This is a genomic window from Acinetobacter sp. V115_6 (genome assembly GCF_031799025.1).
In the GTDB taxonomy this organism is placed as follows: Bacteria; Pseudomonadota; Gammaproteobacteria; order Pseudomonadales; family Moraxellaceae; genus Acinetobacter; species Acinetobacter pittii.
Genome location: NZ_JAVQNO010000017.1, coordinates 108,829 through 134,845, shown reverse-complemented (window position 1 = coordinate 134,845; position 26,017 = coordinate 108,829). Strand labels below are relative to the sequence as shown.

Here is a 26,017-nt window from a genome sequence, read left to right as displayed (position 1 = left end):
TTCCTAAACTCGTTGTCTTGATATAGAGTTTTAGCAATAACAGTGCCAATAGCGAGTTTTGGTTCGCCTAAGGATTTTGAAAATTAAAAATCAATTATTTAGTTATGTGATTTTTATACCAATGTTCAGCAATATCTTGACGACGACATATCCAGACCCGATCGTGCATTTGGATATAGTCGAGAAATTTCTGTAGTGCTTTAAAACGGCCCGGACGCCCTAAAATGCGGCAATGCATTCCAATCGACATCATTTTTGGTGCAGTTTCTCCCTCTGCATACAGCACATCGAAACTATCTTTCAAATATTGAAAAAACTGTTCTGAACTATTAAATCCGCCTGGTGAGCAGAACTTCATGTCATTACATTCCAAAGTATAAGGAATAATCAGATGAGAGCGTGATGCACCATTAGCATTGGTAAGCGTTGTCCAAAAAGGCAGGTCATCGCCATAATAATCAGAGTCATATTGTATTTGTGGAAACTCTGCGAGTAACTGACGTGTATTAGGACTGTCACGTCCGGTGTACCAACCTATAGTTTTATTTTCAAACAAGTTTTCTAAAACAGTTAAAGCTTGTTCCATATGCTTCTTTTCGATTTCAATATCCGTATCTTGATAGTGAAGCCAGCGGTAACCATGAGAAACTACATCATAGTCGGCTTGCTTAATCGCTTCTACAATATAAGGATTGCGGGCAAGCGCCATTGCAACTCCGAAAATGGTCATTGGAAGTTTGCGCTTTTGGAATTCATTATGAATGCGCCAAAAACCAGCACGTGAACCATATTCGTACATAGAGTCCATCGACATATGTTTAGCTGGGTAACTTGCGGCACCAATAATCTCTGATAAAAACTGTTCTGAACCATCATCGCCATGCTCTATATGTTTTTCGCCACCTTCTTCATAATTAAGAACAAATTGTACAGCAACCTTTGCATTATTAGGCCATTTAACTTGTGGCGGTTGCCCGTGATATCCGATTAAATCACGTGAATAAGGAGACTTCTGGATTTGCTCAATAAGCTCTGCTCCAGATAGATAAGATTTGGACACGATTGCTCTCCTTTTGTTCAATTTTTCATAAAAATTTAAAAAATCAGCTTGCATATTTTTATAGATGGACTGATATTGAAGGTATGAAGATCTTCAAAATAAATTAAAAGCAGTACGTTTAAGTCAGGAGATAACAAACCATTACACCATCAAAATGTACAATTGAAGTCAGTTCATGCATGCTTAAAACATGCCAACATAAAAAAGTTTTGCATAGAAAAGATCCACAGTAAGAAAGAGAGGATGGTATTTATGAATATTGAAATCCGCACAGATAAAAACATCCATAACAGCGAACGTTTAATTACTTATGTACGTGCAGAACTTACTCAAGAATTCCAACGTCATAGCGAACGTATTACGCATTTTTCGGTTCATTTTAGTGATGAAAATGGGGACAAAGGTGGTGACAAAGATATCCACTGTATGATTGAAGCGCGTCCTTCAGGTTTGAAACCAGTTGCAGTACACCATAAAGCAGGAAATATTGATGCTTCAATTCATGGAGCGATTGAAAAATTAAAACGTAGCCTTGAACATACTTTTGAGAAAAAGGAACACCCGAGAGGTGGTCAACCAGAATTCATTGATGATGAAGTTTAATTTAAAATCCTAAAAAGCCCTTCGGGGCTTTTTTTTATATTTAATGAAAATAAAACTATTCACAACATTAGGTTTGCAATGCGATGCAATCAACCTCTAAAATCTTCAGAAGAGATTAGGCATAATAGCCCTAATATATTTTTGAGAGATGGTCATGTTAACCACCCAGCAGCAAGCTTTAATTAAAGCCATAGAAGAATTAGAACTCGCGCAAGTGCAAAAATTACTTGCTGAAGGACTTGATCCGAACTTTATTGATCCGGAACAAGGACCACCTGTATCAATCATTTGTGATGGAATTTTTAAATGGTGGGAAGATGTATCAGAAGCTTATGAAGCTGGTACACCACTATCACAAGAAGAAAAACAACAATCATTACAGGTTTACCTCGATATACTCGAAGCGTTGATTCAAGCCAAAGCGAATGTACACCTTTGGGATGCAGAAGAGTTTTATGGTCCTTTATGGGATGCAGCAAGCTCGGCATGTGCGCCAGCCGTTCAACGTTTATTAAATGAAAAAGTTGATCCAAATACACGTGATGAAGAAGGACTCACTATTTTATCTTCAATCAGTCAGTTGTTCTTTGATTGTGACTTTGATGAAATAGATTGGTCAGAAGCGCTTCAAGAAGAGCGTGAAACATTAGAATTATTGCGCCAACATGGGGCAAAAATGTCAAAAGAACTAACTACTTGATTGGATAATAGAATGAGAACATTTCAAATTTTAACTTTTGCTCTGACCACTGTTGCTGCTGGAAGTACTTTCGCTGCGGAGTTTTCTTTTGACCGCCCAGGTGCTGGCTTTGGAACAGGGATTACTCCGGTTGGTAAATTGGCTTGGGAACAAGGTTTGCCAAGTGCAACTTATACAGAGTCAACGGTTGATGGCGTCAAAGAAAAGACCGTAACTGTAAATGAAGATATGTTATTCCGTACCGGTTTAGCCGACGGCTTGGAATTACAATTAGGTTGGCAAGGTCCAGCATGGACTCAAACTAAACGTGCTGGTAAAAAACATGACACGTCAGGCTTTGGTGATGTCAGCATCGGTTTGAAAAAAGCAATTGATCTAAACGATGAAAACTTATCAATGGCTGTGTTAGCTGAAGCGATCATTGCCACTGGAAATGATGAATTTACTGCGCATGACGATATTTATAGCTTAAGTTCAGCAGTTGCTTATAAATATAATGACTTAGTCGGCACATCAATTACCATGCGCTATGAAGTACAAAATAGTAACTGGGCAGTAACTGCAATTCCAACGATTGATTATAAAATCGCAGGTAAGCTGTCAGGTTATTCTGAGTTTATTTACCGTAAAGCTGAAAGCCAAGACTACGAATATGGTTTAGGGACAGGTTTAGTCTACGCTGTAAATGATCGTACTCAGCTCGATGCAAGTATCGGGGTTGATTTAGAGGGTCAAGATAAGAGCTACAACGGTGGCTTAGGCGTGGCATTCTTGTTCTAATCGAAGCAATTTAAATTTATGTTAATGAAAAAGCTTATTCATCAGGGAATTCTTTATTTTCTAGCAGTTGCTGTTTGTGTGTTTAGCCAGTTGGTTTCTGCGCAAGATAAGCTACTCTCACCCGAACAAGCTTTTTCATTTTCGGTTGAATCCTCTGAGCCGCATACTGCGAGTTTGTCTTGGCAGATTCAGCCAAATTACTATCTTTATCAGCATAAATTTTCCGTACAACAAGGTACTCAACCTTTAACTTTAAAGTTACCTAAAGCGGTTGCCCAATATGATGAAAATTATGGGCAAAGTCAGGTTTACTACCATCAAGTTAATTTCCAAATTAAGACTAAGCCGTCAGAGCACTATAGTGTGACTTGGCAGGGCTGTGCCAAAGACCGTATTTGTTATCCACCTCAAACCATTGAGTTTCAAACCGATGCAGATGGCTTGGTGGGTGTGCAAAACCAAGCAGGAACAGCGCCAAAAAGATTACTAGATTTAGCGAATACACAATCCGACACTTCCTCGGGTTCAGAATCTTTAGAAAAAGAGCAGAGTACAGAGACAGCAGCTGATACGACTACACCTCAAATTGCACAAGATCAGATCTGGTCATCCAAGTTAATTGAGAACTCGCTTTGGTATGGAGTTTTATTATTTTTAGGTTTAGGTATGTTGCTCGCATTTACGCCATGTTCTTTACCGATGCTTCCTATTTTAACTTCGCTGATTATTCGAGAACATAAAGGTTTAAAGGCTTGGACCATTGCGCTTACTTTTGTGTGTAGCATGGCATTGGTTTATGCAGGTTTAGGTTTAATTGCTTCTTCGGCAGGCTTAAATTTCCAACGCTGGTTACAACAGCCAGCGACTTTAATTGCTTTTAGTTTGCTGTTTATTGTTTTTGCTCTGAACTTATTTGGTTTGTTTGAGCTTCGTTTACCTCAGACATGGTTAAACCGACTTGACCGTATTCAGTCAATGCAACAAGGTGGTACTTTGGTCGGTGCTGGGGTTATGGGTGTCGTTTCTGCGCTTTTGGTGGGGCCTTGTATGACCGCACCTCTCGCCGGAACTTTGTTATTTATTTCTCAAACGCAAAATCAGTGGCAAGGTGCTTTGCTTTTATTCTGCCTAGGCTTTGGAATGGGAATTCCATTGTTACTCGCAAGTATTTTAGGGGCAAAATTCTTGCCTAAAGCGGGCGACTGGATGCATCAGATTAAAGTAATTTTTGCTTTTCTGATGTTGGGATTAAGTCTTTATTTTATTCGTCCTTTGCTGCCAGATTTGGGTATGCAAGTGCTCAGCCTCGTATTAGGCCTTGCTTTTATAGGCTATGCTGTTTATCAGTTTTTCTGGAAAAAAGGGCAACTACAATGGCTCTACGCGATTTTATTATTAATCGTTACACCTTTTGTAGCCTATAACCAATATCAACACATTCAAAATCGAACCTTGCAAAGTTCTAATCATATGGCCGAGTGGCATATTGCGACTAGTGCAGCAGACTTTGAGAAAATTTTAGCGGCAGCACCTACTGACCAAGCTATTGTGGTTGATGTCTATGCAGATTGGTGTGTTGCCTGCCAACCGATTGAGCACCGTATTTTAAAAGCACCAGAGGTCCAGTCTGCTCTTGCACCTTATTATTTAATTAAGCTTGATTTGAGCCATTATGACCAGTCGCATGAAGCGCTACTCAAGCAGTGGAATATTTTAGGACCACCGACCTATTTATTTTTAAGTCCAGAGCAAAAAGAGATTCGTGCTTTACGTTTAACGGGCGCTTTTAGTCAGCAAGAGCTTTTGCAGCAACTCGCGAGTTTGGCAAAATTCAAAGAATCATAAGGTATCAATAGTTTCTGTCTGATGAAATGTACGTACCTGATTACGTCCCGAAGCTTTTACCGCATAAAGTGCTTGGTCAGCCTGCCGAATAACCAGATAAGGGTCTTGTGCAAAAGCTGAACTGCTTATTCCAAAACTCGCACTAATGTGAATAGGATTATTTTGAGCGGTAAAAACAGGTAATTCTTGCAAGGCTTGGCGACAACGCTCAGCAATTTTTTCTGCTTGAATAATATCTGTATGGGGGAGTAGTAAAATAAATTCTTCTCCACCAAATCGACCAATAATATCCTCGCTACGCAAATTCTCAGAAAGACATTGAGCAATTTCAATTAAGACCTGATCACCTTGATGGTGGCCGTATATATCATTAATTTTTTTAAAATGATCGATATCAAGAAGTACCACAGCATAATCAAATTGTTGTTGGTGTAGCGACTCCAAATGCATGTTTAAACTACGTCTATTTAATACATTAGTTAATGGGTCGATTTGGCTTAAACGTTGAATGTAAGTTTCTCGCTGACGCCATTGGGTGAGTAATATTTCAAATAAAACAAAACAGGCCAATAAAATAGGCATAATAAAAAAAGCCATACTTCCTAACCAGAAAGAATTGGTTTGGGCATGATCCATGGCTCTAAAATTAAATAGAGGTGCATACGCTAAAGCACCTGTCATACTTAAATATGTACAAACAGTTAAAATAATTGTGGCAGGTACAAGGGCGCTATAAACAATTTTACGGTCAAATAACACCAAACCCACCCCAATCGTACCCACATAACCGACCATAGTGGCAGGGCTGATACTGCCAATTAAATATCCATCATGACATAGCATAAGTGCAAAGAACTGCACGCTAATGAAAGGAATAACTTTTTGAGCCCATTCATCATTTTTGTAGCGATAACAGGGAATAATCAAAAGGACTAATAAAAATAAGGTAAATAAATTGAGCCAGATTTGTGATTCAACTAAAGGTAAATTTGCCCATTGCCAGACACTTGGTGTAATTAAAATATAGCCTTTCCATAAAATCCAACTGAAATTCATTGCGCAAGCAAGTGTGAGCATCAGTGCGCTTTTTTGTAAAGGAGTCCAGTTGATGATGTGATTATTGTGGATGAAATCGATTATCACCTGTTTTATTCTATTTACGGGATAAGTGATTAAACGATTTTTCATAATAAATAAGGGCTCCTAAATATAGATGCCTCTTTGTTAGACCATCCTAAAATTGGATTGTTTCAATAATTTATATTTTAAACATAACATGATTTTCAATTTATATATGATGACTTTTTATAAAGAAAATGATGTGAAAAGTTTTGAGGCCTATTCACATCATTTATAAATAAATTAAGTTTTATCGAGTTCGTGTGCAAATTCAGCAATATCTGCCAATGCTTGTTTAGCCTCATCAAACCAAGCATTAAACATCTGGAAGTTATGCCACATGCCCGTATAAAGTTTGAATTGAACTTTAACACCAGCATCTTCAGCTTTTTCTCTAAAACGCTTGGCATCGTCTAATAAGATTTCTTTAGATCCTACTTGAACTAAAGTAGGTGGTAGGCCATGCAAGTCATCGAAAATAGGTGAAACGCGTGGGTCATCGGCTGCGATATGATTGCCTATATAGTACTGAGTGCCTGTTTGTAGGGCCTCAATTGATAATAAAGCATCATGTTTTTTATTAAAGCGAAGAGACTCACTCGTGAGTGTTAAATCCAAAAATGGAGACAATAAAATCAGGCCACTCGGCATGAGTTCAGGTTGTTCTTTCAAACGCAAGCAAAGTGCCAACGCTAAATTTGCTCCGCATGAATCACCCGATAAAATAATATCTTTCGGCTGAACGCCTTGCACCACTAAAGATTGATAGATGTCATATAAAGCTTCGGTTGCCTCAGGGTATGGATGTTCAGGTGCAAGAGGATAGTCCACATGAATAATCTGCATTTGAGTACGGGCAGCTAAATCCGTCATAAAAGCATGATGTGTTTTGACACTACCAAGGAAAAAAGCACCGCCGTGAATGTGAAAAATCAGTTGAGTCGCAGAATCTTGCGGTTTGATTTCTTCACCTTTAATACCTGCTAGTCGAATCGGGCGCACAGAAACATTTTTTTGACGTGGAAAAGCACGACACATCTGATCTAGTACAGGGCGTAAGGCAGTAGCTGGCAAATTTAGCTGGCTTGGCTTACGAATTGTTGTTTTAAGAAAAGTTTCTGTAAAATAATATTTCCAAACATTTGATATATTCATATAGCATCCATTTTTATGCTAGTTTCTTGTTTTCTTGTAAATTTTATTTTGCAAGATTACAAGGTTACACGAAACAGTCACATTCAAAAATTGCAATATCTTTGCGACTTCTGAATACTGAAAATCTTGAAAGACCCAAGGATATTACAAAAATGAAAAAGATTGCTTTAGCTTTAGGACTCATTGGTATGGCTGCATTTGCCAATGCGGCTGATTCACTCAATGGAACGGTATGGAAAACGATTGATGATCAGACCAACAAGCCAAAAGCCGTAGTGAAATTTACGGAACAGAAGGACGGAACCTTAACTGCAACCATCCAAAACATTTTGACACCAGGTGAAGAAAACGCTTGTACAAAATGTGAAGGTCCGTACAAAAACAAACCGCTTAAAGGTGTCACCATTGTACATAATTTAAAAAATGTAGGTGGTAACAGTTATGAAAACGGTACGATTTTAGACCCAAAATCAGGTAAAACTTACAAACTGAAAGGTGAGTTAACCGATGGCGGCAAAAAGCTTAAATTACGTGGTTATATTGGCGTTTCTGCACTTGGTCGTAACCAAACATGGATTCGCGCGAACTAAAAGTTTTAATAAAAAAACGAGCCAAATGGCTCGTTTTTTTAGGCTTGTATATTTTGATAAGCGGTTTCATCAAAACCCACAATAAAACCCTGTGAAGTTTTTAAAACAGGTCTTTTAATCAAACTTGGTTGAGCAATGAGTGCTTCAATCAGGTGATCTTCACTGCTTAGAGCACGGTTTTGTTCTTCTTCTGAAAGCTTGCGCCAAGTCGTTCCTTTTTTGTTGAGAACAGTATCTTGTCCAATTTCTTTTAACCAGATTTTTAAAGTATCTGCATCAATGCTTTGTTTTTTATAATCATGAAAATCATAGTTAAGCCCTTTAGCCTGTAAGGCATCAAATGCTTTTTTCATTGAGTTACAGTTTTTAATTCCATAAATTTTTAACATTTTATCGGACCATGTCAAAAAGAGAGAGCACACAGCCTAACCCAAAATGCTTTTAAGCACTACTTTATACCGATACTTTTAAAACAAATGAAAATTAATGATTAATCGAAAGAGAAATGTCATGTTATTGTCATAAGACAAGGTAATAATGAGCTTAATAAGAAGAAGTTAAAACTAAAAGAACTTAGCGCAAAATAAGAGACAGAAAAGAGAAAACCCGCATTTAATCATCCTGATCATGCGGGTCTCATTTCAACGTCCAATGTCACATCCTTGCAAATAAACTTATCATAAGTTTATTTTATCTTCCTACGGCGTCCTATCCTTTTGCGTCATCCTGACTGCTTCCCTGTGCCGTGGGGCTATAATGCCGTTAAAGCTGTGTAAGAAAAATACTCAAAAACGACATATGCTGTAAGCGAAAACGACAATGTAAGTGAACGAGTGTTCACTTATTCTTGAATTTTATAGTCGATAATAACTGGTGCATGGTCGCTAAACCATTGATCTTTATAGACCCAGGCATTAGTTGTACGTGCTTTCCAGTCTGGCGAGCATGCATGGTAGTCAATACGCCACCCAACATTTTTTGCACGAGCTTGACCGCGATTTGACCACCATGAATAAAGTTCTGCTTCTGTGCGAACTACACGGAAGGTATCGACATAACCAAGTTCATCATAGATATGGTCAAGCCATGCACGTTCATGTGGTAAACAACCAGAAGATTTCTGGTTACCAGACCAGTTTTTGATATCAATGCGTTTATGAACAATGTTGTAATCACCACAAATGATGACTGACTTGTTTTCATCACGCCATTGTTTCAAGATTTTTGCGTATTCACCTAAAAATAAATCTTTACGTGCTTGCGCTTCTTCACCACTTGAGCCCGAAGGTAAGTATAATGATGCAATATGTACCGGATGTGACAAACCTAAATCGAATTCCGCAGAAATAAAGCGGCCTTGACTGTCAGCCAGCTCAAACCCTAAACCATCTTTAACAGAGACAAAGGGTAAGCGGCTATATATTGCAGTCCCCGCGTAACCTGCACGCTCTGCTGGAAAGAGATGGGTATGCCATCCTTCGGGTCTAAATTTTTCAGTCCATTGTTCATGGGTAATGCGGCTTTCCTGCATGCATACGACATCGGCATCTGATTGTTCTAACCATTCAAGTAAGCCTTTCGTTACTGAAGAACGTAAGCCATTTACGTTAATGGAAACGACTCGAAGAATTTTTACATCACTTGGATACTGATCCTTTGGTATCATGCGAAAATTTAACCTCAATTGTGAATTTGGAGCACCTCATGACAACGCCTGTGTCATTTCACCCGCAAGCATTTATCGAACTCGCATTATCACGCGGTGTGCTTAAATTTGGTGAGTTTACTTTAAAATCTGGACGCGTGAGTCCTTATTTTTTTAATGCAGGCCTACTCAACGATGGTGAAGCTTTATCTCTTTTAGCGCAAGGCTATGCTGATAAATTAACACAATGTGAAAATGTTGATGTGATTTTTGGACCAGCTTACAAAGGTATTCCTTTTGTAGCAGCGACTGCTGTTGCTTTGTCTCAAGTCCATAACAAAAGTGTGCCATGGGGCTTTAACCGTAAAGAAGCAAAAGATCATGGTGAAGGCGGTGTATTAGTTGGTGCTGCGGTTGAAGGTAAAAAAGTCTGGATTATTGACGACGTAATTACCGCAGGTACAGCGATTCGCGAAGTGGTAACAATTTTGAAAAATGCTGGTGCAACTATTGCGGGTGTGTTGGTTGCGCTAGATCGTCAAGAACGTGGTCAAGGTGAACTTTCCGCAATTCAAGAAGTTCAAAAAGAATTAGAAATCCCTGTGCATGCACTGATTACTATGAAGGACTTAATGGATTATTTAGATGGAAAAGACGAAAAAGAAGCTTTAGCCAATATGCAATCTTATCGTGAAAAGTACGGAATTTAATTTTTAACAATTTAAGGGGAAGCATAAAGCTTCCTTTTTTGTTATTAATTTTCCTTAAATAACATATAAATAATACAGTTAAAAATTATATAAAATATTCTTTCCTCTTATAAATTATTAAATAATACTTTGATTTTTTACTAAATAGTATTTTTTATTCTTTGTTTTTTTATTTTAAAATTCACATGAAATTAATAATTATATTTAAGACTTAAAATCATCTTTAAAAGCCATATTTTTTCTTTTTGGTAAAATATATTAAACTGATGATGAATAATAAATTTAATAATTTTTATTTTTAAAAATTTTACCTAAGTTATTGATCTTGACGAATGCTTGAAATGAGCTCATTTATAGATAAAAGCGTTAAAAGATGTAAAAAATTTTCCAGTTTTTCATTTCATAAGGATACGAGGTGGAGATATGGTAGTTTTTGGATATTCATCAGCAACTTCAGTAGTACCTGGAAGTTCAATAAGTTTTTATCTCAGTACTGATTCACCTGGGGTAACTAATTTAACCATAGAGCGTATAGGAACAACTTCAATATCATCAACAATCTCTACAACTCTTTCTAATCGATCACTGCCTACGGTAAATCCATGGGAAGGATTTGGATGGCCAGTTTCAACAACTTTTAACATCCCTTCAACTTGGCCTTCTGGACTATATCGTCTAGCTTATTCTGGACAGGATGTACTTACTTTTGTAATTCGACCAGCCACTCCAGCGGCTGTTTCTAAGGTACTTTTACAAGTCTCTTTTCTGACACCAACCGCCTATAATCCAGCAGGTGGCAAAAGTTTATATGATTTTAACAGTGGGGGCGCGGGAACTCGGGCGAGTAAAGTTTCGTTTGATCGATCTGGTGGTACTCCATCAAGTGATGGACCTGAGTCCATTCTTATTCACTGGCTCGAAACTGAAGGAATAGCGATTGAATATTGCTCGAGTGTGGACTTACATAGTATTTCAAATCTACTTATGAATTATGAGTGTCTTATCATTGCAGGACATGATGAGTACTGGACAAGAGCAATGCGGGACCAAACGGAACAGTTCGTTGCTAACGGCGGGAACATGATCATACTCTCTGGGAACACTTGTTATCGAGCTGTGAGGTTAGAACAAGGGAACCGCATGGTTGTTTTTTATAAATTTGCTGGTAGTGACCCTAACCAAAATGCTTATGATACGACCGTAGCATGGGCAGAGCCTCCATTGAACCGGCCACAGAACTCGTTCCTTGGTACTGGTTTTACTGATGGGGCTTATGGTGGAGCAGCAACAGCATATACGCTCAGGTTTCCGAGCCATTGGGTATTCAATGGTGTTTCATCTGCAACCACAACATCAGCTTTCATGACTTATGAGGCTGATGCTGCAGCTTATGTAGAAGAAATTGAGGGTTATCCGCGTGTTACAGGGGATGAAAATACACCACTTACAACGACAGTGCTTGCTTCGGCAGATCTGCGTTCATGGAATGGTAAACCAGGGCGGGCGACAATGAGTATATTTTCTCGTAATGGTACTGTTTTTAATGTTGCAACAACGGACTGGATATCTGTTTTGGGAAGTGATTCTGTTGTAGCTACTATTACACGTAACGTGTTTTCTCGTCTTAAACAGCGTATAGCTTGGGATTGGGAGAATATTGGATATGCAAATGATTGCCAAGCACTTACAGCATTGGAAGGCAAACTTTTCGCGGCAACTGCACAGAATAGGCTTGCACAACGTTATCCTGTTGGTGCAGATATAGCTTGGCGTGACATTAGTGAGGCGAATTATGTCACCGCCATGGCTGCTCTTGGAGATACGCTTTATTGTGTTACAACCGATAATCAACTTTGGTGGTATCCTGCTTCAGAAGTTGGTCACTTCTGGACTTCAATAGGGACTGGTCCGACTGGTGGAACCAAGGCATTAGCTGCTACGGGCGGGATGCTTTATGCAGTTGATAGTCTAGGAGCATTATGGAGGGCACCAGCAACGAGAACATCGCCGTCATGGACAGCAATGACGACGTTTACACAGGATGCAACTGTCAATGCAATGGCTGCTTATGGAGATATCCTATTCGCGTCGACTACAGATAATCGCTTGTTACGTACAAATTCTGACTATATTAGTGAAAGTACTGCTTGGATATATATTCATCATTGTAACTACTCTGCTGGTCTGGCAGTAGTTGAATCAATCCTATTTGTTGCTACAACCCAAAATCTTCTTTGGAAAATCGATCTTTATGGACTTCGTCAGCCTTAAGATCGTACAAATGTATAGCATTAATAAAAAGGCATACCTCTAATAGGGGTATGCCTTTTTAATATTTTTTTTAGAACTGATAATTCAAACGCAATAACACATTACGTGGTGTGCCTGGCATGCTGTCTGAACGCCAGTACTCTTTATTGGTTAGATTATTCACCGCAAGTGTGACATTCCACGGATCTGCACTATAGCCAATCGCCGCATCGACACGGTTAAAGCCTTCCATTTTTACCTGATTATTAATATTTGGATAATAAGAGCCCACATAGGTCACACCCACTTCGGTATACCACTGTTCAGTTGGTAAATAGCGAACAAATAAATTACCCGTGTTTTTAGATGTGTTGGCTAAATAGTTGCCTTCTTGTTCAGGTTTTTGTTTATCTTCTTTTACTTTTGCATCTGTGTAGCCATAACCACCACGGACAAAGACATTATCAAGTACGCGACCAATAAAGCTAAATTCAAGACCACGAGATTGATGCTGTCCCGCAGTTGCCCATACTTCTGGTTGCTCATTAGGATTTGGTTTATAGCGAATATTATTTTTACGAATATCAAAGACAGAAAATTGAGTATTTAAACGATTATCTAACCATTCGCTTTTTACCCCAACTTCATATTGCTCGTTATATTGAGGCTCTTTATCCATTTTTGTGACATCGGTGTTTCCAGTAACTTGGTTAACACCCATTTGTCCGCCAAATGGTGCAAAACTTTTAGAGTAAGATGTGTAAAAACTATGTTCAGGAAGCGGTTGCCATACCAAACCAACGTTTGGGCTAAAGCTGCCATCTTTTACATTACGGTGTTCATTCGTTAATTTGTTGGTGGTTGAAAAGTCAAAGTAATCGTAGCGGACACCCATCATCAGTTTAAGTTGGTCATTTAGACCAATTAAATCTTGAATAAATACACCATAAGTTGTGCCTTCATTATAGTTATGCTGTCTCATCTTTAATGGTCCATTGCCACGACTGTACTCTCGTTCACCAGTGATTGGATTAACGTAACCATAAATGGCTGACCCATTTTGAGTTTTATTGGCTAGACGTGGCTCTCGTTGTTCATAAGTCCAGTCTGTACCCACCATAATTTGGTGTTCAAGTTGGCCTGTTTTAAACTTGCCCTTAATATCAAAGGTATTGGTGGTAGTCTTATTGCTGGTTTGTTGCCAGTAGTAAATTTGGTCGACGTAACCTTTTTTAGTACAAGACTCATTCTTTGAGTTTTTACCATCTAAACCACAATAAGTTCCAAAATAAAAGTGGTCAAAGTTCTGTTCTGCTTGTCGGTAACTTGCTGCCCAGTGAAAGTTCCAATCAGGCGCATATTGATAATTCACATCGGTGCGGACAACTTGCAAAATATCATCAACATAATCGCCGTCTTGGGCAAATCCCATTTTGATTGAAGTCCCTGCAGGCAGAATGTCACGTGATGGTCCGCGATCAGGTACACGACCTAATTTGTCATAGGTGTATTGTGTGGTCCAAGTGAGTGTTCCATCGTCATTTTTATAAGTGAAACTTGGTGAAAACATTTCAATCTTATTTTCAATACCAGAGCGGAAACTGCCTGACTCGCCATATTCTCCAGTTAAACGTATTGCTAAATTGTCATTAATGACTTGGTTGATGTCAGCCGTTGTTCCGTAATTATCATATGAACCAGCGTACGCGCCAACTGAACTTTTAGAGTCAAAATTGGCGAACTTACTCACCATATTCACAACACCGCCGCCAGCACTACGGCCATATAAAACAGAGGCGGGGCCTTTTAAAATTTCAATACGTTCGATATTTGCTGTACTACGGCGTACTTGTCCGCTTTCACGTATGCCATCACGGTAAATATCACCTGTATCAGCACCAAAGCCACGAATCGTGATCCCATCACCGCGCATATCGTAACTGGTTGATACTCCAGGGGTGCCTTGCAACATAACGCTTAAATCATTTGATCCATAAATTTTATATTTCTGAACATCAATTGTATCAACGGTTTGAGGAATATCTTTTTTGTCTAAACCATTGCGTGTGACATTGGCTTTATCATAGTCGATATAACTTTTAATTGGGTCGAGCTCACTCATGGCCTCAATTTTTATAGTGGGCATGGTAGCTGCCACTTTTGCGGCTGAATCAGTCGGTTCCTCTGCGTAGGCACCTTGAATATTCAATATCATTAAACTGAGTAAGCTCAGCGGGAAAAGACGCTTCATTTGGGGAGATGGTATAGAAATTCTTAACATAAAAATAAAATCAATTAACAAAAATAAAAGTATAAATGATAATTATAATCATTTAATTGTTTAGAATAAAAGAACTATTACCTTAAAAAATGACATATTTATTTTTTAATAACTGATTTTTTGTAAGTTAATTGGCAAATTAAACGAATTATATGAGTTGACTCATTAGTTTTTCTTGTTAATTGGGTTTTAAAGGGGACTTTTCGTCGATTAAAAGCACCCTTCTGGAATTACGCGTTATTTTTGAGAACATCTAAAATATCCATTTCTGGATCATAATTTTCATCAATTGTTTTGCAAATTGCTTGTCCCACAATGACATGCGTGCCATTAAAGGTCATAGTGGGTGCTTCATATAACTCCCAACCATGATTCAGAGCTTTAGTTACTCGCGCACAAAAAGCAGAGTCATCGGGGCCAGTTAAATAACGATAAAGTTTCATGTTTAGCCTTTAAAAATAGTATTTTATAACCTTAGTTTAACTGAATTTACCTTAATTCAAGATAAAGAAATAACCGATAAGGTTTTACTGAAATTAAGAAAAACCAGTGAAAAATCTCAGTTATACTCATGCTAATTTAAATTTTAAGAAGAGCTTGAGCATGCGTGTACTTGTCGTCATGGATCCGATTGAAACCGTAAACCTTAAAAAGGATTCAACCATGGCAATGTTGTGGGCGGCGAGCCGTCGTGGACATGAATTAGGTTATGCATTACAACAAGATTTATATATCGATCAAGGCAAAGCTTACGGCCTCATTTCACCGTTAAAGGTGTTCGAAGATTATAACCATTACTATGAGTTAGGCGAAAAGAAAAAGGAATCAATCGCGGCTTACGATGTTGTGCTCATGCGTAAAGACCCGCCGTTTGATATGAATTTTGTCTACACGACTTACGTGCTTGAGCAAGCTGAGCGCGAAGGTTCATGGATTATTAATAAGCCTCAATCACTGCGTGATTGCAATGAAAAACTCTTTGCAACGCAGTTTCCAGAGCTACAAGTGCCTACACTTGTAACATCTCAACAAAGTTTAATTCGTGAATTTATTAAAGAACATGGCGATGTGATCGTTAAGCCACTTGATGGTATGGGTGGCATGGGAATTTTCCGTTTATATCAAGACGGTGTAAATATTGGTTCTACCCTAGAAATGCTTACAGAGCTAGGTACTCGTCCAATTATGGCTCAGCGCTACATTCCTGAAATTGTAGAAGGGGATAAGCGTATTTTAATGGTAAATGGCGAACCTATTCCTTACTGCCTAGCTCGTATTCCACAAAATGGTGAAGTGCGCGGTAACTTGGCGGCAGGTGGTTTAGGTCAAGCGCGTCCGCTTAATGAAAACGATAAGCTAATCGCAACTAAAATTGGTCCTTTCTTACGCGAAAAAGGTTTAGTTTTTGTAGGCTTAGATGTGATTGGTAATTATGTCACTGAAATTAATGTCACTAGTCCAACCTGTATCCGCGAAATTGATGCTCAATTTGGTACATCCATTGCCGATGATCTATTTGATGTATTAGAAGCTGGTCGTTCAGCTTAATTAATTATTTCAGGTGGTTTTCAGCGGTATTTAGTGGAAATCACCTGAAAATATATGAATTAATAAAATAACAATACTAAATACACCACAGCTTTGTAGGCATATTTTCAAAAAAGCACATCTTTCTGTTATAAACGAGTGAAATTAGCTTTTCGTTAATGAAGCTTTAGGATTAAAATAAACGGCTACAAAAATAGATGACAATTTCCATTGTTTTTTGAGTTGAAGAATTAGACCGTGACCGATTCACAGCAAAGCAAACCCAAACATGTCATGATGATGGCTGCCGGTACAGGTGGACATGTTTTTCCAGCCCTCGCCGTAGCCAAACAACTTCAACAACAAGGTTGTCAGGTTTCATGGTTAGCCACGCCAACAGGTATGGAAAATCGGTTATTAAAAGATCAAAATATTCCAATATATCAAATTGATATCCAAGGTGTTCGTGGCAATGGATTAGTCCGTAAAGTTGCTGCACCTTTTAAAATTTTAAAAGCCACTTTTAGTGCAATGCGCTATATGAAACAACTTAAAGTTGATGCGGTTGCAGGCTTTGGTGGTTATGTTGCGGGACCAGGTGGTTTAGCCGCCCGTTTGTTAGGCATTCCTGTACTTATTCACGAGCAAAATGCAGTTGCAGGGTTTACCAATGCACAGTTATCTCGTGTTGCTAAAGTGGTGTGCGAAGCATTTCCAAATACTTTTCCTGCTGGTGGTAAAGTTGTAACCACAGGAAACCCTGTGCGTCGTGAAATCACGGATATTTTAAGCCCAAAGTGGCGTTATGATGAGCGTGAGCAAGCGGGCAAGCCTTTAAACATTTTAATTGTGGGCGGGTCTTTAGGTGCCAAAGCACTCAATGAACGCTTACCTCCAGCATTAAAAGAACTACAAGTTCCACTCAATATTTTTCACCAGTGTGGTCAGCAACAAGTTGAGGCAACTCAAGCACTTTATGCAGATGCACCAGCTAATTTAACTGTACACGTTTTGCCGTTTATTGAAGATATGGCAAAAGCTTATAGTGAGGCAGATTTAATTATTTGCCGAGCTGGAGCACTCACGGTAACAGAAGTTGCAACAGCAGGTGTGGCCGCAGTTTTTGTACCACTCCCTATAGCAGTTGATGACCATCAAACTGCAAATGCCAAATTTCTGGCGGATGTCGGTGCTGCGAAAATTTGCCAGCAATCGACCATGACACCAGATGTTTTAAATGAATTGTTCACTTCGCTGATGAACCGCCAATTACTTACTGAAATGGCAGTGAAAGCGCGTCAACATGCCCAACCAAATGCGACTCAGCATGTGGTTGATCTTATCCAAAAAATGTAATCGGATTTACTATGTCTCCATCAACAGCTGCGAACCAAGCAAAAAAACTGATTAAAGTGCCTGAAATGCGCCGTATCAAACACATTCATTTTGTGGGGATCGGTGGCGCTGGGATGTGTGGCATTGCAGAGGTTTTGGGTAACCAAGGCTATAAAATTTCCGGTTCAGACATTAAAGCGTCTAAAACTACAGAACAATTAGAGAAAAATGGCATCAAAGTTTATATTGGCCATCAACCGGAAAATATTAAAAATGCCAATGTGCTTGTAGTTTCTACAGCAATTGATCCGGAAAATCCGGAAATTAAAGCTGCAATTGAACAGCGTGTTCCAATTGTACGTCGTGCAGAGATGCTAGGCGAGCTGATGCGTTACCGTCACGGTATTGCTGTGGCTGGTACACATGGTAAAACCACAACCACAAGTCTTTTGACGACAATGTTGGCTGAAGAAAACCTTGATCCAACTTATGTTATTGGCGGCTTACTTAACAGTACAGGTGTAAATGCAGCGTTAGGTGAAAGCCGGTTTATCGTAGCTGAAGCTGATGAATCAGATGCATCTTTCCTTTATTTGCAACCAATGGCAGCGATTGTTACCAATATCGATGCTGACCATATGGATACCTATGAAGGTAGCTTTGATAAATTAAAAGATACGTTTGTACAGTTCCTTCATAACCTACCATTTTATGGTTTGGCTGTAGTGTGTGGTGATGATGCGAACATTCGTGAAATTCTGCCGCGTGTAGGCCGTCCGGTTATTACTTATGGTTTTAATGAAGATAATGACATTCGTGCAGTTGATATTGAACAAGATGGTATGCAATCGCACTTCACTGTGTTGCGTAAAGGCCGTGAACCATTGCGTTTAACAATTAATCAACCAGGCTTACATAATGTTTTAAATGCCTTGGCAGCGATTGGTGTTGCAACAGATGAAGGTGTTTCTGATGATGCAATTAGTCGTGCATTAGAAGGATTTAGTGGTGTAGGTCGCCGCTTCCAAGTGCAAGGTGAATTTGAACTTGCTGATGGCAATGTTAAGTTAGTTGATGACTATGGACACCATCCGAAAGAAGTAGAAGCAACTATTAAAGCTGCTCGCCAAAGCCATCCGGACCGTCGTTTGGTTATGTTGTTCCAGCCACACCGTTACTCTCGTACCCGCGATTGTTTTGATGACTTCATTGAAGTGCTCTCTCAAGTTGATCAATTATTATTGTTGGAAGTTTACCCTGCTGGTGAAAAGCCTATTGTGGGTGCAGACAGCCGTACTTTAGCGCGTAGTATTCGTTTACGCGGACAAGTAGAACCAATTTTGGTCGATCCGGTTGAAGGTAATTTGCAAAACATCATGCAAAATGTGTTACAACCAAATGACTTGTTATTAACACAAGGTGCGGGTAACGTGGGAGCAATTTCAGTAGAACTTGCACAACACCATTTGTATGTGAAATAAACAAAAAGTATTGAATAATCGGGTTAAGGATTTAAACGTGTCAAATGCTACAAAATTCGGCAAAGTTGCCGTGTTGTTTGGTGGGAAATCGGCTGAGCGTGCTGTGTCTTTGGATAGTGGTCAGGCAGTTTTGGACGCTTTGTTACGTTCAGGTGTTCAGGCTGAAGCATTTGATCCACAAGACCGCAGTGTGACTGAACTTGTAAATTATGATCGTGCATTTATTGTATTGCATGGTCGCGGCGGTGAAGATGGCCAAATTCAAGGTGTGCTTGAATGGTTAAATCTGCCTTATACAGGAACAGGCGTGCAAGGTTCTGCTATTGGCATGGATAAAGTTAAAACCAAGCAAATCTGGCAAGGTAGCGATTTACCTACAGCGCCATATCGCATTATTACTAAAGAAACAGATTTAGATGCGGTGATTGCTGAGTTAGGCTTACCTGTCATTATCAAACCTGTACATGAAGGCTCGAGTGTCGGCATGAGTAAGGTTGAGAAAGCAGAAGACTTTGCTGCTGCAATTGAAAAGGCGACTCAGCATGATGCTGTGGTGATGGCAGAAAAATGGATCACTGGTCGTGAATTCACAATTTCATTCCTCAATGGGCAGCCTTTGCCGGTTATTCGTTTGCAACCACCAGCAGATGTAGCTTTCTACGACTATGAAGCGAAATATCAACGTAATGATGTAGAGTATGGTATTCCTTGTGGTCTCAGTGAGGCTGAAGAGAAAAACCTACAAGCATTGTGTTTACGTGCTTTTCAGGCGGTGGGTGCAGAAGGCTGGGGCCGTATTGATGCGATGCAGGATGAGCAAGGCAATTTCTGGCTTTTAGAAGTAAATACTGTTCCAGGTATGACGAGCCATTCTTTAGTTCCAAAAGCTGCTAAAGCTGTTGGTTATAGTTTTGATGAATTGTGTGTTGCGATTCTTGAGCAAACATTGGAAGGTACGGCTTAAATATGGCACAACTTCCGGCTTCCATGCGCCGTAAACGTGCGGCCATCACCTCTATTCATGATAAACCGCCTACGCGTAAGCAGAAGCTTGCGAATGCTGGTGGATGGGTGCTGTTGGTTATTGCTTTTGTAGTGCTGGCAGTCGGAATTTATGGGTTATATAAAGTTATTACAGATGCAACAGTTGCAAAACTAGAAGTTGTAGGTTCAGCATCTTCTGTTGAAACCCAACAAGTGATGCAACATGTTGCTCCAATTATAAAAGCGAATTATTTCACATCTGATTTAGAACAGATTCGTGACAAAACATTAGAAATTTCATGGGTAGACCGAGTTGTTGTATCTCGTGCTTGGCCCAATGGTATTCGTGTTCGTGTCATGCCTCGACATGCTATCGCCCGTTGGGGGACAGGTCGCTTGTTAAGCGATGGAGGCGATGTATTTAGTGAGGCGGAGCCGACAATTCATCCTGAACTTCCGTTGCTTCATGGGCCGGTAAGTCAGTCAAAAATGATGATGCGACGCTATAATGAAATTAATCAATTATTCCATCCTGTTAATTTACGCTTAAAAGAGTTATATCTGACTGAGCGAATGACTTGGTTTATGCAATTTGATTCTGGTTTACGTATTATTGTTGACCAAGATCAAACAATGAATAAGTTGCAACGTTTAAGTCATCTGGCACAATCTGACTTAAAACCGGTGTGGTCGAAAATCTCAGCCATTGATTTGCGATATCGTAATGGATTATCTATTCAATGGAAGAACGCAACACCACCTAAAATTGTGAATGGTCAGTTTGTTGTAACGAGTGATGACACAAGCATTGCAGGTGGAACAAAAGCAAAGCCATAATACGTGGCTTTAAAATAGGCAATTTGCCTGGTATTAAACAACAAAGAAATGGTATGAGTGATGAGTGAAGCTGTTCCCTCAGTTGTTGCGATTGACATTGGGACGCATAAAGTTTCAGTTTTGATTGGAAAAATTCATGCGCCGGATAACATTCAAGTTATCGGTATGGCAACTGCTCGCAATCGAGGCATGAATAAAGGAAAAATTGTAAGCCTCGATAAAGTCATTGCTGCGATTAAAAATGCTGTTGCTGAAGCGGAAAATATGGCCGAATGTCGCATTCATAGCGCATGGGTATCTATTCCGAGTACCGAGTTGCAAAGTTTTTATGCCTCTGGTCGAACACCAGTATCTAATCCAGCACATGTGATTACAACAAATGAAGTCGTGCGCGCGTTAGAATTGGCAAAAGCAAGTCATGTGACTTCTGATTACTATTTAGCAAGTGCAGTGCCGTTAGGCTTTGAGTTGGGTGATTCTGCTGAATGGGTGCAGAATCCAATTAATATGACTGCCCATAGTATGACTGGACATTATCAGTTAATGATGATGCCTATAGCGACTATGCAAAACCTTGATCGTGCCATGAAAGGTGCAAATATCGGGGTTGAAAAAATGGTGGTGTCTTGTCTGGCAACCGCTGAGGCAAGCTTGCTGAAAGATGAAAAAGAATATGGTGTTTGTCTGGTTGATATTGGCGCAGGCATTACCAATCTTGCTGTTTATCTAGATGGCCGTTTAGCTCTAGCACGTACATTGCAACGCGGTGGTGAGCACGTTACGCGTGATATTGCTGCTGTATTGCAAACTACGACAGAAGAAGCTGAACGAATTAAAATTCTGCATGGTTGTGTCGATTTAAGTGCTGTTAAGCCAGATCACATGATTCAGGTAGAAGGAATTGATGGCCCTCAAACAATTAGCCGAATTGAGTTGTCAGAAATTATTATTGCCCGTTATGAAGAGATCTTTAGCCAGATTCGCGATGAACTCGAACAAAGCGGTGCAATTCATGGTTTATACCATGGGGTAGTATTGACAGGGGATGCTTGTCAAATAGAAGGTATGGTGAGTTTAGCTCGTCGTATGTTGGGTGTATCTGCACATTTGGGTAATCCGCCGTTACAGGTTTATGCTGATGATCAACATCAAGCAGCCTTACGTCGTTCTATGTATGCAACAGCAGCTGGTTTGCTCATGTTTAGCCAAAGTGAGTTGCAAGATGCTGTTGAAGAGCCTGAAGAGGCAAATGACCGTTCGGTATGGGAACGAATGGTAAATGGCTGGAATGCGTTTAATAGCAAGTTAAAAGCCATTTTTTAGGATGTATGTATTTATTGGTAGAATTGTTAGGAAGTTGTAAGAGAAAACCGCTGTACTTGACAAGGTTGGTATTGCACAGCATTCTTAAAATTAGTTATTTTTGAAAATCAAGGCAGTATACGGGCTGAAGTGACTGCCATAATGTATTAGGAACCCTAAAGGTCATGGCCTCATTTGAATTTATAGAAGATGAACTAAACGATGGCAACGGTCAAGCCCGTTTCACTGTATTTGGTGTAGGTGGTGGTGGCGGTAATGCCGTTCAACATATGGTGCAGTCTGATATTCAAGGCGTTAAATTCGTTTGTGCCAATACAGACAAACAAGCACTGGACTGTATGAATGCACCTTTCAAAATTCAGTTAGGCGAGCAAAGTACACGTGGTCTAGGTGCTGGTGCTAACCCTGAAGTAGGGCAAGTTGCAGCAGAAGAAAGCCGTGAAATCATTCGTCACCACCTTGAAGGTACGGATATGGTTTTCGTTACCGCTGGTATGGGTGGTGGTACGGGTACTGGTGCAGCGCCTGTTGTGGCTGAAGTTGCCAAAGAAATGGGGATTTTGACTGTTGGTGTAGTTACAACTCCATTTAACTTTGAAGGCCGTCGTCGTTTAAAATCTGCTGAACGCGGTATTGAAGCACTTGAAGCACATGTTGATTCATTGATTATTATCCCTAACCAACGCTTATTGAGCGTATATGGCGATATTTCAATGAAAGATGCTTATAAAAAAGCTGATGATGTATTGTTAAACGCTGTACGTAGTATCTTTGACTTGGTTGTTAACCGTGGTCACATTAACCTTGACTTCGCCGATTTGAAAACTGCAATGAGTACTCGCGGTTACGCAATGATGGGTGCTGGTTTAGGTCGTGGTGAAGATCGTGCGCGTCAAGCTGCTGAACAAGCGATCCGTAGTCCATTACTTGATAATGTTAATATTATTAATGCCAAAGGTGTGTTAATTAACATTACGGGTGGTGATGATATTACGTTACGTGAAACAGAAATCATTACTGATGTTGTGAACCAGATTGTTGACCTTGATGAAGGTGAAATCTTCTACGGGACAGTATTTGATCCAGATGCACGTGATGAATTACGTGTAACAGTGATTGCAACTGGTTTAACTCGTAATGCAGCAGACGCTGAACCAAGAAAACGTAATACGGTAAGTCATGCATCGTCTCAATCAGCTCAATCTGTTGATGAAGATGACGTTCCTGCAATTAATAAGCGTCAAAACGCCGATAATGAAGTCAGTAGCACAGCAAGTTCTACTCCGCGTTCTTCTCCAATGAGTATTCAAGATTACTTGAAAAATCAGCAACGTAAGTAAATTATCATTAGATTTAATGAAGGGCAGTGTTTAAACACTGCCTTTTTTTATTTTTGATCAATGACTAAATATGCTAACGTATAGCGGTTTTAAAAAAGAAGTTACAAAGCATGGTGAAACAGCGTACTCTCAATCGTGTGGTAAAAGCGAGTGGAATAGGTCTTCATAGCGGTCAAAAAGTGATGATCAATTTCATTCCACATACCGTGGATGGGGGTATTGTATTTCGCCGTATCGATTTGGATCCGCCAGTCGATATCCCTGCTAATGCATTGCTCATCCAAGAAGCTTTTATGTGCTCCAACTTGGTAACCGGAGATATAAAAGTAGGCACAATTGAGCATGTAATGAGTGCGATTGCAGGTTTAGGAATTGATAACCTAATTGTTGAGGTATCTGCTTCTGAAGTTCCAATTATGGATGGTAGTGCCGGTCCATTTATTTACCTTTTAATGCAAGGTGGATTGCGTGAACTTGATGCACCGAAAAAATTCATAAAAATATTAAAACCAGTTGAAGCACTTATCGATGATAAGAAAGCAATTTTCAGCCCTCACAATGGTTTTCAATTAAATTTCACGATTGATTTTGACCATCCGGCATTTGCTAAAGAATATCAATCTGCGACGATCGACTTTTCGACCGAAACTTTTGTTTATGAAGTCAGTGAAGCACGTACTTTTGGTTTCATGAAAGATCTGGATTACCTGAAAGCAAACAATTTAGCACTAGGTGCAAGCTTAGATAATGCAATTGGTGTAGATGATACAGGGGTCGTCAACGAAGAAGGTTTACGTTTCGCTGATGAATTTGTTAGACATAAGATTTTAGATGCAGTTGGTGATTTGTATTTGCTTGGTCATCAAATTATTGCCAAGTTTGATGGTTATAAATCAGGACATGCTTTAAATAATCAGTTGTTACGCAATGTTCAAAGTGATCCGAGTAATTATGAAATTGTAACATTTGATGACGAGAGTCAATGTCCAATTCCATATGTGAGCGTGACATAAGTCCTTGTCTTTACTTGGCTACGTTATAATGTAACATTTAAAAGTGTGATTATAATCACATAATAATAATGATTCTAATTAAGAAATAGAAAGCTCGTCATTTTTTATTGCTTGCCAAACGTAGTAAAGCTTGGCTAAGCTTAGGGTCGCTCACGAAGTCGGCTGCACTACGTAACATTTCTTGTGTTTCCGGGGGAATGGGTTTAGATGGCTCAGATGAGGGTGCATTTGGAATATTTTTATTTCTCAATCGGACCTGAATTCGTTGTAAGTCTTTTAACCCTTCAAGCTGAGATAATTTAGATACATATTGGTTCTGTAAATAACTGAGTTGACTAATCATCGCTTGATTTTCACCAGTAATGATTAAAGAGCCATTTTGATAACACACGACCTGCCATTGTTCCGGTTGGGGCAATAAGGGTTGGATAATTTTCGTAAGTCTTTGCCATTGCGCGACTTGCGTTGTTAGAAACGTAAGGTTTCCTGTTTTTATGTGTTTTCCGGTTTGTTGAAAAACGTTATCGGGTTTAGACATGGTCATTCTCGGATGGATTCTTGTCTTAATCTTAAGCGTTCATTTCAATCGATATCAAGGAAGAGATCATAAGGAACTTGAGTAAGAACAGTTTCAAGAGGTTTTTATGCACACGCGTCGTATTTTATTAGCGTTTTCACTTGCCGCTTCGGCAGCATCAGTTGCTTTTGCAGATTATCAAACAATTAACCAATCTACTGATTCAGATCGATTGGAACAGCTATCAAAAACATTATCTCAAGGTTCATATACTCATCCCGATGATTTAGATCTTCCGGCGAGTGCGAAAGTTTCAGTGACCTTACGCCAAAAAACAGTTGAACTCAACAATGAGTCGCTCGCAAAGAAGTACGGTAATACAACCGCAAAAAATTCTTTTAATGCTTCTTCTTCAAATTCTTACTCTTGGTTAGTTTCTCACCCTCTTCCTGATACTGTACGAGTTTCTTCAAACTTTGGTGGTCGTACCATGGGTGGCCGTGCAGAACATCATGGCGGATTAGATATGGCTGCTCCGAGTGGCACGCCAATCTATGCTACAGGCCCAGGTATTGTAACTAAATCTGGCTGGGGCACTGGCTATGGTCAATATGTTGAAATTAACCACGGCAATGGTTATTTAACGCGTTATGCTCATGCTTCACGTCTAATGGTGCGTGTAGGCGACCAAGTATCTGCAGGTGAACATATTGCTAATGTAGGGTGTACAGGTCGCTGTACTGGTCCACATTTGCATTATGAAGTAGTAAAAGACGGTCAACGTAAAAACCCAACTACTTACTTGGCGATGCTTCCATAAAAGCATAGTTAAAAAGTAAGGTTATTAAATTTATGAATCTAAAACTAAGCTAAACCTTTTTTAACGCAAAGATTGTATAAAAAAACGCCATTATTGGCGTTT

General features: G+C 39.5%; 24 protein-coding genes. 16 read left to right on the top strand and 8 right to left on the bottom strand.

The genetic code is table 11. From position 1 onward, the window contains the following. Positions 1-94 precede the first annotated feature (94 nt). Positions 95-1,060, bottom strand: coding sequence for an allantoinase PuuE (gene puuE, locus RMA94_RS05350; RefSeq protein WP_311082138.1), 966 nt, complete (start codon positions 1,058-1,060; stop codon positions 95-97). Between the two features lie 252 nt (positions 1,061-1,312). Here puuE and RMA94_RS05345 point away from each other — a divergent pair, with 252 nt between their 5' ends. The 4 genes from RMA94_RS05345 to dsbD all read left to right on the top strand — a co-directional run bounded on the left by RMA94_RS05345 (position 1,313) and on the right by dsbD (position 4,988). Beyond that, on the top strand, positions 1,313-1,663 hold the full coding sequence (locus RMA94_RS05345; protein WP_001019316.1) for an HPF/RaiA family ribosome-associated protein: 351 nt from the start codon (positions 1,313-1,315) through the stop codon (positions 1,661-1,663). 154 nt (positions 1,664-1,817) lie between these two features. After that, positions 1,818-2,363 (top strand): ankyrin repeat domain-containing protein, encoded by a 546-nt coding sequence (locus RMA94_RS05340; protein ID WP_032062527.1) that lies wholly within the window; start codon positions 1,818-1,820, stop codon positions 2,361-2,363. A gap of 12 nt (positions 2,364-2,375) precedes the next feature. Then, positions 2,376-3,143 carry a transporter gene (locus tag RMA94_RS05335; protein ID WP_014207941.1) on the top strand — a complete coding sequence of 256 codons (768 nt, stop codon included), beginning with the start codon at positions 2,376-2,378 and terminating at the stop codon, positions 3,141-3,143. An 18-nt stretch (positions 3,144-3,161) separates the two neighbouring features. Then, positions 3,162-4,988, top strand: a complete 1,827-nt coding sequence (gene dsbD, locus RMA94_RS05330; protein WP_311082136.1) for a protein-disulfide reductase DsbD — start codon at positions 3,162-3,164, stop codon at positions 4,986-4,988. On the opposite strand, the gene RMA94_RS05325 is transcribed toward dsbD, so the two are convergent. Beyond that, positions 4,983-6,176 (bottom strand): GGDEF domain-containing protein, encoded by a 1,194-nt coding sequence (locus RMA94_RS05325; RefSeq protein WP_202744905.1) that lies wholly within the window; start codon positions 6,174-6,176, stop codon positions 4,983-4,985. The genes dsbD and RMA94_RS05325 overlap by 6 nt on opposite strands. Positions 6,177-6,350: 174 nt before the next feature. After that, complete coding sequence (locus RMA94_RS05320) at positions 6,351-7,262, bottom strand: alpha/beta hydrolase (protein WP_013196589.1); 912 nt, start codon at positions 7,260-7,262, stop codon at positions 6,351-6,353. A 152-nt stretch (positions 7,263-7,414) separates the two neighbouring features. Here RMA94_RS05320 and RMA94_RS05315 point away from each other — a divergent pair, with 152 nt between their 5' ends. After that, the gene (locus RMA94_RS05315) at positions 7,415-7,852 is read left to right on the top strand and encodes a DUF2147 domain-containing protein (RefSeq protein ID WP_002121971.1); all 438 of its coding nucleotides are present in this window, start codon (positions 7,415-7,417) and stop codon (positions 7,850-7,852) included. 38 nt (positions 7,853-7,890) lie between these two features. Here the strand turns inward: RMA94_RS05315 and RMA94_RS05310 are convergent, their stop codons facing one another. Further along, a complete protein-coding gene (locus RMA94_RS05310) occupies positions 7,891-8,241 on the bottom strand; it encodes an arsenate reductase (RefSeq protein ID WP_311082132.1) in 351 nt (116 codons plus the stop codon). Between the two features lie 452 nt (positions 8,242-8,693). Next, positions 8,694-9,518 (bottom strand): exodeoxyribonuclease III, encoded by an 825-nt coding sequence (locus RMA94_RS05305; protein WP_032004999.1) that lies wholly within the window; start codon positions 9,516-9,518, stop codon positions 8,694-8,696. A 38-nt stretch (positions 9,519-9,556) separates the two neighbouring features. Between RMA94_RS05305 and pyrE the strand changes: the two genes are divergently transcribed. Then, positions 9,557-10,207: an orotate phosphoribosyltransferase gene (gene pyrE, locus RMA94_RS05300; protein WP_044099842.1), complete on the top strand. Its 651-nt coding sequence runs from the start codon at positions 9,557-9,559 to the stop codon at positions 10,205-10,207. 423 nt (positions 10,208-10,630) lie between these two features. Next, positions 10,631-12,478 (top strand): N,N-dimethylformamidase beta subunit family domain-containing protein, encoded by a 1,848-nt coding sequence (locus RMA94_RS05295; protein WP_130173103.1) that lies wholly within the window; start codon positions 10,631-10,633, stop codon positions 12,476-12,478. 70 nt (positions 12,479-12,548) lie between these two features. On the opposite strand, the gene RMA94_RS05290 is transcribed toward RMA94_RS05295, so the two are convergent. Both RMA94_RS05290 and RMA94_RS05285 read right to left on the bottom strand, forming a co-directional pair. Next, positions 12,549-14,738, bottom strand: coding sequence for a TonB-dependent receptor (locus tag RMA94_RS05290; RefSeq protein WP_311082126.1), 2,190 nt, complete (start codon positions 14,736-14,738; stop codon positions 12,549-12,551). Positions 14,739-14,968: 230 nt separating this feature from the next. Then, positions 14,969-15,181: a DUF1737 domain-containing protein gene (locus RMA94_RS05285; protein WP_002122004.1), complete on the bottom strand. Its 213-nt coding sequence runs from the start codon at positions 15,179-15,181 to the stop codon at positions 14,969-14,971. 160 nt (positions 15,182-15,341) lie between these two features. Between RMA94_RS05285 and gshB the strand changes: the two genes are divergently transcribed. The 8 genes from gshB to lpxC all read left to right on the top strand — a co-directional run bounded on the left by gshB (position 15,342) and on the right by lpxC (position 24,578). Next, entirely contained in the window at positions 15,342-16,286 is a 945-nt protein-coding gene (gene gshB / locus RMA94_RS05280; RefSeq protein WP_311082125.1) for a glutathione synthase, read from the top strand. Between the two features lie 237 nt (positions 16,287-16,523). Then, on the top strand, positions 16,524-17,621 hold the full coding sequence (gene murG / locus RMA94_RS05275; protein WP_311082124.1) for an undecaprenyldiphospho-muramoylpentapeptide beta-N-acetylglucosaminyltransferase: 1,098 nt from the start codon (positions 16,524-16,526) through the stop codon (positions 17,619-17,621). 11 nt (positions 17,622-17,632) lie between these two features. Next, positions 17,633-19,081 (top strand): UDP-N-acetylmuramate--L-alanine ligase, encoded by a 1,449-nt coding sequence (gene murC, locus RMA94_RS05270; protein WP_002122011.1) that lies wholly within the window; start codon positions 17,633-17,635, stop codon positions 19,079-19,081. Between the two features lie 37 nt (positions 19,082-19,118). Then, complete coding sequence (locus tag RMA94_RS05265; protein ID WP_032054508.1) at positions 19,119-20,045, top strand: D-alanine--D-alanine ligase; 927 nt, start codon at positions 19,119-19,121, stop codon at positions 20,043-20,045. Positions 20,046-20,047: 2 nt separating this feature from the next. Continuing rightward, positions 20,048-20,902 carry a cell division protein FtsQ/DivIB gene (locus RMA94_RS05260; protein ID WP_014207933.1) on the top strand — a complete coding sequence of 285 codons (855 nt, stop codon included), beginning with the start codon at positions 20,048-20,050 and terminating at the stop codon, positions 20,900-20,902. Between the two features lie 60 nt (positions 20,903-20,962). Continuing rightward, positions 20,963-22,225: a cell division protein FtsA gene (gene ftsA, locus RMA94_RS05255; RefSeq protein ID WP_002122057.1), complete on the top strand. Its 1,263-nt coding sequence runs from the start codon at positions 20,963-20,965 to the stop codon at positions 22,223-22,225. Between the two features lie 164 nt (positions 22,226-22,389). Further along, positions 22,390-23,565: a cell division protein FtsZ gene (gene ftsZ, locus RMA94_RS05250; protein WP_002121912.1), complete on the top strand. Its 1,176-nt coding sequence runs from the start codon at positions 22,390-22,392 to the stop codon at positions 23,563-23,565. A gap of 110 nt (positions 23,566-23,675) precedes the next feature. Then, positions 23,676-24,578 carry a UDP-3-O-acyl-N-acetylglucosamine deacetylase gene (gene lpxC / locus RMA94_RS05245; RefSeq protein WP_311082122.1) on the top strand — a complete coding sequence of 301 codons (903 nt, stop codon included), beginning with the start codon at positions 23,676-23,678 and terminating at the stop codon, positions 24,576-24,578. Positions 24,579-24,675: 97 nt separating this feature from the next. Here the strand turns inward: lpxC and RMA94_RS05240 are convergent, their stop codons facing one another. Then, positions 24,676-25,122, bottom strand: a complete 447-nt coding sequence (locus RMA94_RS05240; protein ID WP_005804431.1) for a DciA family protein — start codon at positions 25,120-25,122, stop codon at positions 24,676-24,678. A 100-nt stretch (positions 25,123-25,222) separates the two neighbouring features. Here RMA94_RS05240 and RMA94_RS05235 point away from each other — a divergent pair, with 100 nt between their 5' ends. Then, on the top strand, positions 25,223-25,915 hold the full coding sequence (locus tag RMA94_RS05235) for a M23 family metallopeptidase (protein WP_002121983.1): 693 nt from the start codon (positions 25,223-25,225) through the stop codon (positions 25,913-25,915). Positions 25,916-26,017: the final 102 nt, after the last annotated feature.